Origin of the sequence: Streptomyces sp. NBC_00442 (genome assembly GCF_036014195.1) — a bacterium.
Taxonomy (GTDB): domain Bacteria; phylum Actinomycetota; class Actinomycetes; order Streptomycetales; family Streptomycetaceae; genus Streptomyces.
The window spans coordinates 2,196,253-2,210,186 of the sequence record NZ_CP107918.1 but is presented as its reverse complement, the minus strand read 5'-3'; the positions used below and the strand labels follow the sequence as shown (position 1 = coordinate 2,210,186).

The window sequence follows — 13,934 nt, the reverse complement described above, 5'->3', positions numbered from 1 at the left end:
CTCAGTGCGCGGTGCCCGCCGTCGCCGGGGGCAGTTCCGTGACGACGCCCGGGTCGCCCGCGTCCGCCGTGTAGTCCTCCGGGGAGGTCTCGTCGACGCCGTCGGGGGCCTTCACCGCGCGCAGGACGAAGGTCAGGACCACGGTGACGACCACGTTCATCACGAACGCCGTGAGGCCGATGTAGCCGATCTCACCGATGCCCGGGATCTCCTTGGAGGAGCCGCCGAAGTGCTTCTGGGTGGGCGAGCCCACTCCGTACGCGGCGAGCGTGCCGTAGACCATGCCGACCGCCCAGCCGGCCAGCAGCGCCCAGCGGTGGAACCAGCGGGTGAACAGGCCGCCGACCAGGGCCGGGAAGGTCTGCAGGATCCAGATGCCGCCCAGGAGCTGGAAGTTGATGGCGACCGTCTTGTCCATGGTCAGGACGAAGACCAGCGCACCGACCTTCACCACGAGCGAGACCAGCTTGGAGACCTTGGCCTCCTGCGACGGCGTCGCGTCCGGCTTGATGAAGTCCTTGTAGATGTTGCGGGTGAAAAGGTTCGCGGCCGCGATGGACATGATCGCCGCCGGAACCAGCGCGCCGATGCCGATGGCCGCGAAGGCGACGCCCGCGAACCAGTCGGGGAACATGTCCTCGAAGAGCTGCGGGATGGCCAGCTGGCCATTGCTCACCTTGACGCCCGCCGCGATCGCCATGAACCCGAGCAGCGCCAGCAGACCCAGCATCAGCGAGTACAGCGGCAGGATCGTGGTGTTGCGGCGGATGACGTTGCGGCTGCGCGAGGAGAGCGTCGCCGTGATCGAGTGCGGATACATGAAGAGCGCGAGCGCCGAGCCGAGCGCGAGGGTGGCGTAGGTCCACTGACCGGCGTGGCCGGGCACGAGCGCCCCGGTCGGCTGGTGGGTCTTCGGGTTCGGCGTCGCGAACTTGTGCTGCGCGGCGCTGAAGATGGCGTCGAAGCCGCCCAGCTTGATCGGGATGTAGATGATCGCCACCGCGATCACGAGGTAGATCAGGCCGTCCTTCACGAACGCGATCAGAGCGGGCGCGCGCAGGCCCGAGGAGTACGTGTACGCGGCGAGCACCGCGAACGCGATGAGCAGCGGAAGGTCCTTGACGAACCAGTTGCCCGACTCGCCGCCCACGCCCATGACGTCGAGCACGGCCTGGATGCCGACCAGTTGGAGCGCGATGTACGGCATCGTGGCGAGGATGCCGGTGATCGCGACCGCGAGGGAGAGACCCTTGGAGCCGAACCGGCCGCGGACGAAGTCCGATGTGGTCACGTAGCCGTGCTTGTGCGAGACGGACCACAGGCGCGGCAGGAACGTGAAGATCAGCGGGTAGACGAGGATCGTGTACGGGACGGCGAAGAAGCCGGCCGCGCCGGCCGCGTAGATCGCCGCGGGGACGGCCACGAACGTATAGGCCGTGTAGAGGTCGCCGCCGAGCAGGAACCAGGTGACCCAGGTGCCGAACGACCGCCCGCCCAGGCCCCATTCGTCGAGACTCGCCTCGTTCTCGGCCTTGCGCCAGCGGGCGGCCATGAAGCCGATCACGGTGACGGCCACGAAGAAGAAGATGAAGACGCCGAGTGCGACGCCGTTCACGCCGTCCTTCACTTGGACGCACCCCCCCTGGTGTCGTCGGAGGTGCGCGCGGCGGAGGCCGCGCGCGAGCGCTGGTCGTGCTGCCACAGCTTGTACGCGAGCATGGTGAGCGCGGTGGAGATGAGCACCCAGAGCATCTGGTACCAGTAGAAGAACGGGATGCCGCCCAGCTTCGGGTCGGTCTTGGCGTACGAGCTCACCCACATCATCGCCACGAAGGGCGCGATCAGGCAGAGAGCGATGACCACGCGCACGGGCGTGACCACCGCTCTCTTGACTTCCGTCGATTCCGGCATTGGGCGGCTCCGTCCCCTCACGATCACCTGTGCGTTGGATCACTTGGTAATGCGCAGGAAATCTAGGGGAGAGATTCGGTCAAGGGAACCCCCGTCCGGAATCCGGACGCGCCCGGCGGGGCCGGTCCGCTCAACCAGCCGTGTCCAGGCGGGTCCTCGTCTCCGCGTCCAGGGTGAGGCCGACCGCGTGCAGGGACTCGTCGAGCTGGCCCACCGCGCTCGCGCCGATCACCGGCAGGACGGGCAGCTCGCCGCCCAGGGCCCAGGCCAGCACGACCTGACCGGGCGTCACGCCCAGTTCCTTGGCCACCTCGGCGAGCACGGCGAGCCGCCGGGTCGAGCCGGCGTGCCGGTACTGCTCGGGGATCTCCTTCGCCGGGTTGTTGTACGCGCCCGTGAGCTGCGTGGTGTAGGCGACGAAGGCCAGTTCGGGGCGGCTGCGCAGATAGTCGAGGAGTTCCTCGCTCGCATGCGGGTTGACCCCGAAGCCGGCGCCGGGGCGCGGCTGGAGGTAGGTGTAGCGCTGCTGCACCGCCGCGTAGCCGGGTCCCCCCGAGCGCTTCGCGGCGCCGCGCGACTCCTCGATGCGCCAGGCCGCGAAGTTGCTGCACCCGGTGAGGGTGATCTTCCCCGTGTCGACGAGCTCGGCGAAGACGCCCATCGTCTCCTCGACGGGTGTCGTCCGGTCGTCGATGTGCGCGTAGTAGACGTCTATCCGGTCCGTGCCCAGATTGCGCAGGCTGGCCTCCACCTGGCGGCGCACCACGGGAGCGGACAGCCCCTCGGCGGCCTCGGGCCACGGCGCGTCCAGTGGCTCGGGCAGCGCGCCGACCTTGGTGGCGAGGACCATCTCGTCCCGGACGCCCCGGCTGGCGAGCCATCTGCCGATGACGCGTTCGCTCTCCGCGCCGGTGGCTCCGGGCTCCCAGAAGGCGTACGTGTTCGCCGTGTCGAGGAAGGTGCCGCCCGCCTCGTAGAAGCGGTCGAGCACGGCGAACGCGGCCGTCTCGTCGATCCGGGTGCCGAAGGGGAGCGTGCCGAGACACAGGCTGCTCACCCGCAGGCCGCTCTCGCCGCCCAGCTGTCGGTAGTGCATCAACGTCCTTCTCTCGCAGGTAAGTTGTGATCAACAGGACCTGAAGAGACTGACCGAGCGCGGCCCGGATGTCACGGGAGAATGGGCGGGCGGCTCAGTCCGTCGGACGCTTGAGGCGCGCCACGAACTTGTAGCGGTCGCCGCGGTAGACCGAGCGCACCCACTCCACCGGCTCGCCCCCGCCGTCGAGGGAGTGCCGCGACAGCATCAGCATGGGCAGGCCCACGTCGGTGCCGAGCAGCCCGGCCTCGCGCGGGGTGGCGAGCGAGGTCTCGATGGTCTCCTCGGCCTCCGCCAGGTGCACCCCGTACACCTCGGCGAGCGCGGTGTAGAGCGAGGTGTACTTCACCAGGGAGCGGCGCAGGGCAGGGAAGCGCTTGGCGGACAGGTGCGTGGTCTCGATGGCCATCGGCTCGCCGCTGGCCAGACGCAGCCGCTCGATGCGCAGCACGCGGCCGCCGGCGGTGATGTCGAGCAGTCCGGCCAGCGTGTCGTCGGCGGTGACGTAGCCGATGTCCAGGAGCTGGGAGGTCGGTTCGAGGCCCTGGGCCCTCATGTCCTCGGTGTAGGAGGACAGTTGGAGCGGCTGGGAGACCTTCGGCTTGGCGACGAAGGTGCCCTTTCCCTGGATGCGCTCCAGGCGGCCCTCGACGACCAGCTCCTGGAGGGCCTGGCGCACGGTGGTGCGGGAGGTGTCGAACTCGGCGGCCAGCGTCCGCTCGGGCGGCACCGGAGTGCCGGGCGGAAGGGTCTCCGTCATCTCCAGCAAGTGGCGCTTGAGGCGGTAGTACTTCGGCACCCGCGCGGTGCGGACCACGGCGCCCGCCTCCGTCGTGCCGCTCCCGTCGGCGGCCGTGGTCTGCCTTCCCGAGTGCTGCGCTGCTGCCGTCACCGGCTCCTCCGTCTGTCGCGGCTCACATGGTGGCACGGACCGGTCACGGGTCGTCGCCCTCCGTCAGGGTGTCGGTCCGGTAACGCGATCGACAAGCCCTTCTTATACACCGCCGCGCGGCGGACGTGCGGGGGAGTATGCAAGTTGGTCTAAACCATTAAAGCCCAGGAGGGGTCTTCGGGGCAGCCCCGTGGGCCCAACGGGCGCTGCGGGAGCCGACTCGCGGGCCTCGGAGGACGGCGAGGTGTCGGTCCGATAACGGACGGTCTCGGCGCTCTTATCGACCCTTGACACCCCAATAGGTCTAGGCCAAGCTCCCGGTACTGGTCTAAACCATTAAAGACCAGATCCCAGTCCCACGGGTAGTACTCGCGTATGTGGCATCGCGGTGGGCGGGGGGTTTCAGTCATCCCTGAGGAGAGTGGCGTGAAGCGCAAGCTCATCGCGGCGATCGGCGTCGCGGGCATCATGATCGGTGCCGCGGCATGCGGCGGCAGTGACAAGAAGGACGGCGCCGCGGGGGGCGACGCCAAGGAGCTGACCGTCTGGCTGACGGTCGACGCCCAGAAGAACTGGCCCGAGCTGGTGAAGGCCGCGGACGACGCGATCGTCGCCAAGCACCCCGGCCTGAAGATCAACCACGAGTACTACGGCTGGCCGGACAAGAACGCCAAGCTCGATGCCGTCCTCGCCACCGACAAGGCGCCGGACGTGGTCGAGATGGGCAACACCGAGATGCTCGCCTACTCGGTCAAGGGCGCCTTCGCCGAGGTCGACCCGTCGAAGTTCGACAACTCCGCCGCCTGGCTCGACGGTCTCAAGGCCTCGGTCACGTACAACGGCAAGACCTATGGCGTCCCGTACTACGCCGGTGGCCGCACCGCGACCTGGCGCAAGGACATCGCCAAGGACGCGGGCATAGCCGCCACGCCGAAGACGTACGCCGAGCTGACGGCCGACCTGGACAAGGTGCAGGCCAAGGAGGGCGACAAGTTCAGCGCCTGGTACCAGCCCACCCGTGACTGGTACGCGGCGATGTCCTTCGTGTACGACGCCGGCGGCTCCATCGCCAAGCAGGACGGCGACAAGTTCAAGGCCAACCTGTCCTCGCCGGAGTCCATCAAGGGCCTCACCGAGTTCAAGAACGTCGTGGACAAGTACATGAAGGGCGACAAGACCAAGGACGAGGCGGACCGCCCGATCGTCTACGGCCAGGGCAAGTCCTTCCTCGTCTTCAGCCCCGCCTGGGAGGGCGCCAACGCCGCCCTGCCGGAGAACGACAAGGTGGGCGGGCTCGCCGACAAGATCGAGAGCTTCGTGATGCCGGCCCCGTCCGGCAAGGCCATGCCGGTCTTCCTCGGCGGCTCGGACCTCGCGGTCCCGGTCAAGTCCAAGGCGCAGGGCCTCGCGTCCGAGTGGATCAACGCGTTCACCGGCACCCAGGGCCAGAAGGGCCTGGTCGCCAAGGGCAACCTGCCCAACAACAAGACGGACCTCGCGCCCCTGAAGGCGGACCCGAAGACCGCGGTGCCGGCCACCGCGGCCGAGTCCAGCTGGTTCGTGCCCATGGCGCCCGGCTGGGGCCAGGTCGAGAAGGCCAAGACCCTCCAGGACATGCTGCAGGCCATCGGCACCGGCAAGAAGACGGTCGAGGAAGCCGCGAAGGACGCGGACGCCGCGATCGACAAGGTCATCAACACCAAGTGACCTCTGGGCAGGGCCCCGTCACCACGACGGGGCCCTGCCTGACCAGTTCCAGAGAGGGATCCCCAGGAGCGCGCGATGAGTGCCGCAGAGACAACCACCGCCAAGGTGCCGCCGGCGCGGCGCGACCCACAACCGGGCGCCGGGTCAGGACGGCCGGGAAAGCCGGACAAGAAGCGGGGCACGGGCGGGGGAGCGGCGGTGCCCTGGGCACTGCTCGCGCCCTGCCTGCTCATCCTCGCCCTCGTCCTCGGCTATCCGCTGGTACGCCTGGTCACCCTGTCCTTCGAGAAGTTCGGGCAGCCGCAGCTGTGGGGCTTCCAGGCCGCCGAGTCCGTCGGCTTCGACAACTTCTCCAACGTTCTCGGTGACGCCGAATTCTGGCGCGTCGTCGTGCGCACCATCCTCTTCGCCGCCTCCGCGGTCGTCCTGACCATGGTCATCGGCATGCTCATAGCCCTGCTGCTCCAGAGGGTCTCGGGCTGGGTCAAGACGCTCATCAACGTCGCCCTCGTGGCGAGTTGGGGCATGCCCATCGTCGTCGCGATCACCATCTTCAAGTGGATGTTCGACAGCGACTACGGCGTACTGAACTGGCTGCTCAGCCAGTTGCCCGGGGTCGACGTCACCGGCCACAACTGGTTCATCAGCAGCACCCAGGGCCTCGCGGTGATCATGCTGCTCGTGGTCTGGGGCGCGGTGCCGTTCGTGGTCATCACGCTCAGCGCCGGCCTCACCCAGGTGCCCAAGGAGCTCGAAGAGGCCGCCCGGCTCGACGGCGCCGGTGCCTGGGGCGTGTTCCGCCACGTCACCCTGCCGATCCTCAAGCCCATCATCGTGATGCTCGCGACGCTCTCGGTGATCTGGGACATGGGCGTCTTCCCGCAGGTCTTCGTGATGCGCGGCGGCCACCCCGAGCCGGAGTACCAGCTCCTCACCACGTACTCCTACGACAAGGCCTTCGTCGTCAACGACTACTCGCAGGGCTCCGCGATCGCCCTGCTCACCGTGGTCCTGCTGCTCGGTGTGATCGCGGTCTACATGCGGCAGATGCTCAAGATCGGGGACGTCGAGTGAGCGCCACGATCGGAAAGGACGGCGCAGCGATGGCTGCCTCGACCGCCGCGGCGCCCGCCGCCACGCGCAAGAAGTCCCCCCGCAAGAAGACGAAGCTGGGCTGGAACCTGCTCGGCCTGCTGGTCTTCGTCACCGCGGGCTTCCCGGTCTACTGGATGCTGAACACCGCGTTCAAGCCCTCCAAGGACGCGATCGACCCCGACCCGCACCTGTTCCCGACGCACTTCACGCTCGCCAACTTCAAGCGTGCGCTCCAGATCGGTGACTTCTGGGGTTCGATCGGCCGGTCCCTGACCGTCTCGCTCGTCGTGGTCGTCATCGGCATCGCGGTCGGCCTGCTCGCCGCGCTCGCCATCTCCCGGTTCGCCTTCCGCGGCCGCAAGATCGTCATCGTCGGCATCCTCGCGGTCCAGATGGTGCCGCTCGTCGCGATGATCATCCCGGTCTTCCTGCTCCTGAACGACCTCGGTCAGTACGACAAGCTCTCGGGCCTGATCATCACGTACCTGACCTTCATCCTCCCCTTCACGGTGTGGACGCTGCGCGGTTTCATCGTCAACGTCCCCAAGGAGCTGGAGGAGGCGGCCATGGTCGACGGCTGCACCCGCACCGGCGCCTTCATCCGCGTGGTCTTCCCGCTGCTCGCTCCCGGCATGGTGGCCACCTCGGTCTACGGATTCATCCAGGCCTGGAACGAATACCTCTACGCGCTCATGCTGATGAGTCAGAATCACCAGACGGCCACGGTGTGGCTGTCGAGCTTCACCACGCAGCACGGCACCGAGTACGCCCCGATGATGGCCGGATCGACCATGATGGCCGTCCCCATCGTGATTCTCTTCCTCCTCGTCCAGCGCAAGATGGCCGCGGGTCTGACGGCCGGCGCAGTGAAGGGATAACCCTGCCCATGACGACTATGACCACGGGTTCCGACACGCTGACCCGCGACGCCCTCGCCGTGCTCCAGCCCGGGTTCGCCGGCACCACCGCGCCGGACTGGCTGCTGCGCCGCATCGGCGAAGGCCTCGCCTCCGTCGGCCTGTTCGGCCGCAACATCGTCACCGCTCCCCAAGTGGCTGCCCTGACAGCCCAGTTGAGGGCCGAGCGCGACGACGTCCTGGTGGCGATCGACGAGGAGGGCGGTGACGTCACCCGCATAGAGGTCCGCTCCGGCTCGTCCTTCCCCGGCAACCTGGCGCTCGGCGCGGTCGACGACCTGGACCTGACCCGCGAGGTCGCCCGGGAACTGGGGCGCCGCCTCGCCGAGTGCGGCGTCAACCTCAACTGGGCCCCGTCCGCGGACGTGAACTCCAACCCGGACAACCCGATCATCGGCGTACGGGCCTTCGGGGCCGACACCGCTCTCGTGGCCCGGCACACCGCCGCCTACATCGAGGGCCTCCAGGCCTCCGGGGTCGCCGCCTGCACCAAGCACTTCCCCGGGCACGGCGACACCAACGTCGACTCGCACCACGCGATGCCCCGCATCGACGTGGACCTCGCCACGCTGCACGCACGTGAGCTGGTGCCCTTCCGCGCGGCGATCGCCGCGGGTTCCAAGTCGGTCATGAGCGCGCACATCCTTCTTCCCGCGCTCGACCCCGCCCGTCCCGCCACGCTCAGCCCGCGCATCCTCACCGGACTGCTGCGCGAGGAGCTCGGCTACGACGGACTGATCGTCTCGGACGCGGTGGAGATGCAGGCCATCGCCGGGACGGTCGGCATCGAGCGCGGCTCCGTCCTCGCCATCGCGGCGGGCGCCGACGCGCTGTGCGTCGGCGGCGGCCTGTGCGACGAGGGCACCGTACTGCGGCTGCGTGACGCGCTGGTCGCGGCGGTACGGGACGGCGAGCTGGCCGAGGAACGCCTGGCCGACGCCGCCGCACGCGTGCGCGCGCTGGCGGCGTGGGCCCAGCGGGCCAGGGGGGACAGGACGGGGCCGGGCGCGGCGGTGCAGGAGGGGACCGCGCCCGGTACCGACAGCGACATCGGTCTGGTGGCCGCGCGCCGCGCCGCCCGTGTCACCGCGGGGCCCTCGTGGCGCCCGCTGGAGAGCGCCCCGTACGTGGCCACGTTCACGCCCGTCATGAACATCGCGGTGAGCAGCGAGACGCCGTGGAGCATCGGCGCCGAGCTCGCGGCGCTGCTGCCGGGCACCGAGAGCGGCACCTACGGTGCGGACAGCTCCGCCGACGGGGTCCTGGCCGCGGCCGGCGGGCGCCGGATCGTCGCGGTCGTCCGTGACGAGCACCGCCACCCGTGGATGGCGGCGGCCCTCGACGCGCTGCTCGCGGCCCGCCCGGACACGGTCGTGGTCGAGATGGGCGTGCCGCGGGCGGCTCCGCGCGGCGCGCTGCACATCGCCACGCACGGTGCGGCGCGGGTGTGCGGCAGGGCGGCGGCGGAGGCCATCGCGGGGGTCTGACACCGCCCAAGGATCACGTGGCGGGGTGACGGTCGGCGGACCGTCACCCCGCCACGTTTGCATGTGCGGGTAGGGCGGGCCCCCGGCGGAGGGGATGTACGAACGGGCCGACTTTCGATGTACGCAAGGGCCGATTTCTGTCGGGCCACCGGAGTGGGGCGCTCCGGATGGCGCGCCGAGGCGCCCTCAACTCGCGTTCGGGCCCGTCTACTTGACAGTACGTATCTGCCGTATGTCCGGTGCGTGAACCGGCCCGTTTTGGGCTCCACACCGCCCCAACTTCGGGCTTGACACCAGAAGTTGGTCTAGTCCACCTTGGAGGTACGCAAGATCGGTGTGGGTGCCCTCGACCCATGAGAGGCACCGAGCGCAAGGAGGTGGCAACCCCGGCCCTGCCGTCGTGGAGGCCCCTTTCCCTCACCGGGTGACCGGCCGGCGCGACGAGGCGCCGAGCCCGCCAACTCCCTTTCTCCCAGGCCTATTTGCCCTCGCAATGCCCGATGGCGAACCGGCCGTCCGCCACAGCGCTCCGCCGTCGACCGTGACCTCATCCGGCCGCCGGCCGAGACCGCCGTGGCCGCCGCACCCTGCCGATCCCCGCCCCGGGACGCCCGCGCCCGTGTCCCGCGGTCATCGGGGATCCGTTCAGCCACCGACCGTCCGAACCCTGGAGCGACCGCATGCCGGCACCCGACCGATACCTCTACCGAGCCGCCTCCGGCCGTCCCTACTTCAGCTCGGACGGCGGAGAGACCTACCTGGCCCGCACCCCGCTGCGCGACATCGAGAAGACGCGCCCGCTGCGCGTGCTGTCCGAGGACGACTTCGCGTTCTGGCAGACGTACGGCTACGTCATAGTGAAGGAGGCGATCCCGGCCGACGCCGCGAAGCGCCTCCTCGACTTCACCTGGGACTTCCAGGGCCTCGACCCCGAGCGCCCCGAGACCTGGTACTCCCAGGACCGCACGTTCGCCTCCGAGCTCGAACAGCACCTGCACGTCTACGGCTTCGTCGAGGCGTACCACCACCAGCTCCTGTGGGACAGCCGCCAGACACAGCGGGTGTACGACGCGTTCGCCGACGTGTGGGACTGCGAGGAGCTCTGGGTCACCCTCGACCGGCTCAACCTGAACCCGCCCAACGTCAAGGACCGCGACCGCGCACACATCGAGCCCACCGAGAAGGGCTTCGACATCGAGCTGCACTGGGACGTCGACACCACGCTCGGCGTGCTGCCGCAGCGGGTGCAGGGCATCATCGCGCTCAACGACACCCACGACGACCACGGCGGGTTCCAGTGCTCACCCGAGCTGTTCCGCCGGTTCGAGGAGTGGAAGGTCGCACAGCCCGCGGACCGCGACCCCATCCGGCCGGGCGCCGACCGCACCGAGTTCCCCGTCGTCCGGCCCGAGCTCAAGGCCGGTGACCTGCTGATCTGGAACGGTCTCCTCGCGCACGGCGTCGCCCGCAACACCTCCGACAACGGTGTCCGCGCCGTCCAGTACCTCTCGATGATGCCGGCCCTCGAATCCGATCACGAGGTGCGCAAGTCCCGCGTCGAGTCCTGGCGCAGCCTCAGCACCCCGGACTGGAACAGGACGCTCGTCGGCGACGCCCGGCGCCCCGAATCCCTCAGGTACCCGACGGCCACCCTGAACGACCTCGGCGCGAAGCTGCTCGGCCTCGAATCCTGGCACCCCGCTCCGGCCACCACCGAGGAGCCCGCGTGCGACGCATCTGTCTGACGCTGCCCACCAACCGGGCCTGCGCGGCCACGATCACGGCGCTCCACGAGGAGGCGGCCCACGCCGTCGCCCACTTCGACGTCGAAGTGCACCTGCTCGTCCTGGACTCCTCCGACGAAGCGAGCCGCACCGAACACGCCCGCGTACTGCACGAGGTGGCGTCACCGCCCGGCGTGGTCGTGCACCACCTCGACGAGACGCGCCAGCGCGACTTCCTGAGGCGCGTCGTCGACCGCGCCGGCCTCACCAAGCCCGACCTGGTGCTCGACCTCATGTTGCCCGCCGACGTGTCGTACGGAGCGTGCACCAACCGCGCGTTCCTGATCGCCGCCGCGCTCGGCTGCGACTCCGTACACCGCAGGGACTCCGACAGCAGCTACCAGATCCTGGACGGCGAACCCGTCCACCCCATCCACCACGAGCTGCTCTCCCTCGGGAAGCGCGCCGTGGACGCGGTGCCCGGCGTCACCCGGACCCGGCTCGACCCGGTCGACGTCTACAAGCCGGTCGCGATGGTCGGCAGCTCCTTCGTGGGCGAACTGTCCGTGGACATCGGGGAGATCCGGGACCTGGACCCCGAGATCTACTACGAGGTGGTCGGCCTGTGGGCCGAGGCCGGCACCCCGGACGAGCAGCGCCGCGAGCTGGTCGACGACTCGTTCGTCGGCGCGGGCACCGACCCCTTCACCCACGACGAGTCCACGCTCGGCGCCCCCGACATCTGGCGCGTCGACATGTGCAACATCGGCCTCGATCACGAGGTCTACGAACGCGTTCCGCTGCCGCCCGCCACCAGCACCATAGGCAGCGACTACTTCCTGCTGCACCTGGTGCGCGACGCGACGCTGCCCGGCGTGGTGCACAACCGCAACATCGTCAACTACTACACCCCCGAGCGGCGCACCGGCCCCGGCTTCACCGCCTACCAGCTGCGCTGGACCAAGTTCCTCCTGTCGATGCTCTACCTCTACCCCGTCTACACGGCGATGGAGGAGGCCCGCGGGGCGCTGCTCGACGAGCACCACCACGTGCGCGCCGCCACGATCGCCGGCCTCGCCGCGAAGTCCGTGTCCACGGACCGTTCCGAGAACGTCCGCAGACTCGACGTGCTCGACCGCTGTTACCGCCAACTGGGCGGCAAATACGCCGAGTTCGCGAACCATCTGCTGCCGCTGCGCGAACGGCTGCTCGACGAGGCGCAGGCCGACATGGAGGACTTCGCGCTGCTCATCGAGGCGTGGGGACCGCTGGTGGCGGCCGCCAGGTCCGAGCGCCCGGTCCGGGGTGTCGACGATGCGTGAGAGCGCCGCCATCCGCACGGCCCTCGCGGCCGCCACCGACGACCGGATCTTCTTCGACCTCACCGGAATCGAGGGCCAGTACGCGGCGCTGCTGCGCGAACTGCCCGGCATCTCGGTCCGCTTCGCCATGAAGGCGTGCCCCGTGGACGAGGTGCTCGCCTGCCTGGCCCGGCTGGGCGCCGGCTTCGACGCGGCAGGACCCAACGAGATCGAGCAGGCCCTCAGGACCGGTGTGCCGCGCGACCGGATCCACTACGGCAACACGATCAAGTCGGACGAGAACATCGCCGACGCGTACCGCCTGGGCGTGCGCGACTTCGCCACCGACAGCGTCGAGGACGTCGCGGCCATCGCCCGGCACGCCCCCGGCTCCCGGGTGTTCTGCCGGCTCGCGACCAGCGGCGAGGGCGCGCTGTGGGGCCTGAGCCAGAAGTTCGGCTGCTCGGCAGGCGACGCGGTACGCGTCCTGGAAGCGGCCCGTGACGCCGGCCTCGTCCCCTCGGGCCTGTCCGTGCACGTCGGCTCGCAGCAGATGACGGCGGAGGCCTGGCGCGGCGCGCTCGACGACCTGACCGATCTCGTCGCGGTGCTGGGCGGGCGGGGGATCCTCCTCGACCGGATCAACCTCGGCGGCGGCCTGCCGGCCCTCGGCTGCCTCGACAGGGCGGGCAGGCCCCTCGATCCTCCGCTCGACAAGATCTTCGCCGTGCTCCGCGAAGGCATGGAGCGGCTGCGCGAGGAATCGGCCTCGCCCCTGGAGTTCCTCATGGAACCCGGGCGCCACCTCGTCGCCGACCACGGCGCCATCCGGGCCCGCGTGGCCCGGCTCACGGCCCGCGGCGGACGCGACGGCGAGCGCCGGCACTGGCTCTATCTGAGCTGCGGCAAGTTCAACGGCCTGTACGAGATGGACGCCCTGCAATACCGCCTGGAGTTCCCCGGCCACCCCGAGGGCGAGGGCCACGTCCCGCTCGTGCCGGCCGTCGTGGCCGGGCCCACCTGCGACAGCGACGACGCGTTCGACCACGAGGCCGGCCTGGTGCGGGTCCCCGCCGCGGCGGCCTCCGGGGATCCCGTCTGGATCCACTCGTGCGGCGCGTACGCCGTCGGCTACACGACCCAGGGCTTCAACGGCTTCGACCCGCTGCCGTACACCTGCATCGGAGGTTCGCAGTGACATCCCGGCCTACGGCATCCCGGCCGACGGCATCCCACCCGGTGACCGCTCGGCCGGTCACCGCACCGGGCGGCACGCTCCCGCTCGAACCGGACCTCCTCGTCCGCCCGCTGGCCGAGAGGGACTGGGACGCGATCGTGGCCCTCGAAGCGGACGCCTACGCCGAGGACGGCCTGTCGGAGGGCCGCGATGTCCTCAAATCCCGCTACGCACACGGCACGTGCTTCGTCGTGGAGCACGAGGGCCGCGTCGGCGGATACCTTCTCGCCCTGCCGTACCCGCCGTTCACCAGCCCGGACCTCAGCCGGGCGGAGGAGACGGAGGAGACGGAGGAGACGGGGCCCCCGTCGTCGGCCTCCCGCAATCTGCACGCGCACGACCTGGTGATCGCCGAGCACCTGCGCGGCCGCGGCATCGGCCCCCGCCTCCTGACCCATCTCCTGCACACCGCACGCGAGTTGGGGTTCCGTCACATCTCCATGGTGGCCGTCAGGGGAGCCCACGTCGTATGGGCGCCGCTGGGCTACCGCCCCCACCCCGAGGTCGAACTGCCGTCGAGCTACGGCGCGAACGCGGTGTACATGTCCATGGAAGTAGGCTAAATCC

Annotated in this window: 12 protein-coding genes; 8 read left to right on the top strand and 4 right to left on the bottom strand. The window is 69.8% G+C overall.

Translation table 11 applies throughout. The features are described 5' to 3' along the window. Nucleotide 1: 1 nt before the first annotated feature. From mctP to OG432_RS09735, 4 genes are all read right to left on the bottom strand, one after another. Nucleotides 2-1,627 (bottom strand): monocarboxylate uptake permease MctP, encoded by a 1,626-nt coding sequence (gene mctP, locus OG432_RS09750; protein WP_328309798.1) that lies wholly within the window; start codon nt 1,625-1,627, stop codon nt 2-4. Continuing rightward, on the bottom strand, nt 1,624-1,911 hold the full coding sequence (locus tag OG432_RS09745) for a DUF3311 domain-containing protein (RefSeq protein ID WP_328309797.1): 288 nt from the start codon (nt 1,909-1,911) through the stop codon (nt 1,624-1,626). The genes mctP and OG432_RS09745 overlap by 4 nt, the downstream gene beginning before the upstream one ends. A 130-nt stretch (nt 1,912-2,041) precedes the next feature. Further along, a complete protein-coding gene (locus tag OG432_RS09740; RefSeq protein ID WP_328309796.1) occupies nt 2,042-3,007 on the bottom strand; it encodes an aldo/keto reductase in 966 nt (321 codons plus the stop codon). A 94-nt stretch (nt 3,008-3,101) separates the two neighbouring features. Next, entirely contained in the window at nt 3,102-3,899 is a 798-nt protein-coding gene (locus tag OG432_RS09735) for a GntR family transcriptional regulator (protein ID WP_443058357.1), read from the bottom strand. A 426-nt stretch (nt 3,900-4,325) separates the two neighbouring features. Here OG432_RS09735 and OG432_RS09730 point away from each other — a divergent pair, with 426 nt between their 5' ends. The 8 genes from OG432_RS09730 (at nt 4,326) to OG432_RS09695 (ending at nt 13,930) form a co-directional block, all read left to right on the top strand. Beyond that, nucleotides 4,326-5,606, top strand: coding sequence for an extracellular solute-binding protein (locus OG432_RS09730; RefSeq protein WP_328309794.1), 1,281 nt, complete (start codon nt 4,326-4,328; stop codon nt 5,604-5,606). Nucleotides 5,607-5,681: 75 nt separating this feature from the next. Further along, a complete protein-coding gene (locus OG432_RS09725) occupies nt 5,682-6,680 on the top strand; it encodes a carbohydrate ABC transporter permease (protein ID WP_328309792.1) in 999 nt (332 codons plus the stop codon). Between the two features lie 29 nt (nt 6,681-6,709). Beyond that, nucleotides 6,710-7,579, top strand: a complete 870-nt coding sequence (locus OG432_RS09720) for a carbohydrate ABC transporter permease (RefSeq protein ID WP_328309790.1) — start codon at nt 6,710-6,712, stop codon at nt 7,577-7,579. 8 nt (nt 7,580-7,587) lie between these two features. Next, nucleotides 7,588-9,105 (top strand): glycoside hydrolase family 3 protein, encoded by a 1,518-nt coding sequence (locus OG432_RS09715; protein ID WP_328309788.1) that lies wholly within the window; start codon nt 7,588-7,590, stop codon nt 9,103-9,105. A gap of 680 nt (nt 9,106-9,785) precedes the next feature. Next, the gene (locus OG432_RS09710) at nt 9,786-10,850 is read left to right on the top strand and encodes a phytanoyl-CoA dioxygenase family protein (protein WP_328309786.1); all 1,065 of its coding nucleotides are present in this window, start codon (nt 9,786-9,788) and stop codon (nt 10,848-10,850) included. After that, a complete protein-coding gene (locus tag OG432_RS09705) occupies nt 10,832-12,151 on the top strand; it encodes a DUF6271 family protein (RefSeq protein WP_328309784.1) in 1,320 nt (439 codons plus the stop codon). Before OG432_RS09710 ends, OG432_RS09705 begins: the two co-directional genes overlap by 19 nt. Further along, the gene (locus tag OG432_RS09700) at nt 12,144-13,328 is read left to right on the top strand and encodes a type III PLP-dependent enzyme (RefSeq protein ID WP_328309782.1); all 1,185 of its coding nucleotides are present in this window, start codon (nt 12,144-12,146) and stop codon (nt 13,326-13,328) included. Before OG432_RS09705 ends, OG432_RS09700 begins: the two co-directional genes overlap by 8 nt. A gap of 41 nt (nt 13,329-13,369) precedes the next feature. After that, the gene (locus OG432_RS09695) at nt 13,370-13,930 is read left to right on the top strand and encodes a GNAT family N-acetyltransferase (RefSeq protein ID WP_328309780.1); all 561 of its coding nucleotides are present in this window, start codon (nt 13,370-13,372) and stop codon (nt 13,928-13,930) included. The last annotated feature ends 4 nt before the right edge of the window (nt 13,931-13,934 follow it).

What these genes read in the sequence shown, in the direction of transcription:
- OG432_RS09745 (WP_328309797.1), bottom strand. Translation starts at nt 1,911, where the DNA reads ATGCCGGAATCGACGGAAGTCAAGAGAGCGGTGGTCACGCCCGTGCGC.
- OG432_RS09740 (WP_328309796.1), bottom strand. Translation starts at nt 3,007, where the DNA reads ATGCACTACCGACAGCTGGGCGGCGAGAGCGGCCTGCGGGTGAGCAGC.
- OG432_RS09725 (WP_328309792.1), top strand. Translation starts at nt 5,682, where the DNA reads ATGAGTGCCGCAGAGACAACCACCGCCAAGGTGCCGCCGGCGCGGCGC.
- OG432_RS09720 (WP_328309790.1), top strand. Translation starts at nt 6,710, where the DNA reads ATGGCTGCCTCGACCGCCGCGGCGCCCGCCGCCACGCGCAAGAAGTCC.
- OG432_RS09715 (WP_328309788.1), top strand. Translation starts at nt 7,588, where the DNA reads ATGACGACTATGACCACGGGTTCCGACACGCTGACCCGCGACGCCCTC.
- OG432_RS09710 (WP_328309786.1), top strand. Translation starts at nt 9,786, where the DNA reads ATGCCGGCACCCGACCGATACCTCTACCGAGCCGCCTCCGGCCGTCCC.
- OG432_RS09700 (WP_328309782.1), top strand. Translation starts at nt 12,144, where the DNA reads ATGCGTGAGAGCGCCGCCATCCGCACGGCCCTCGCGGCCGCCACCGAC.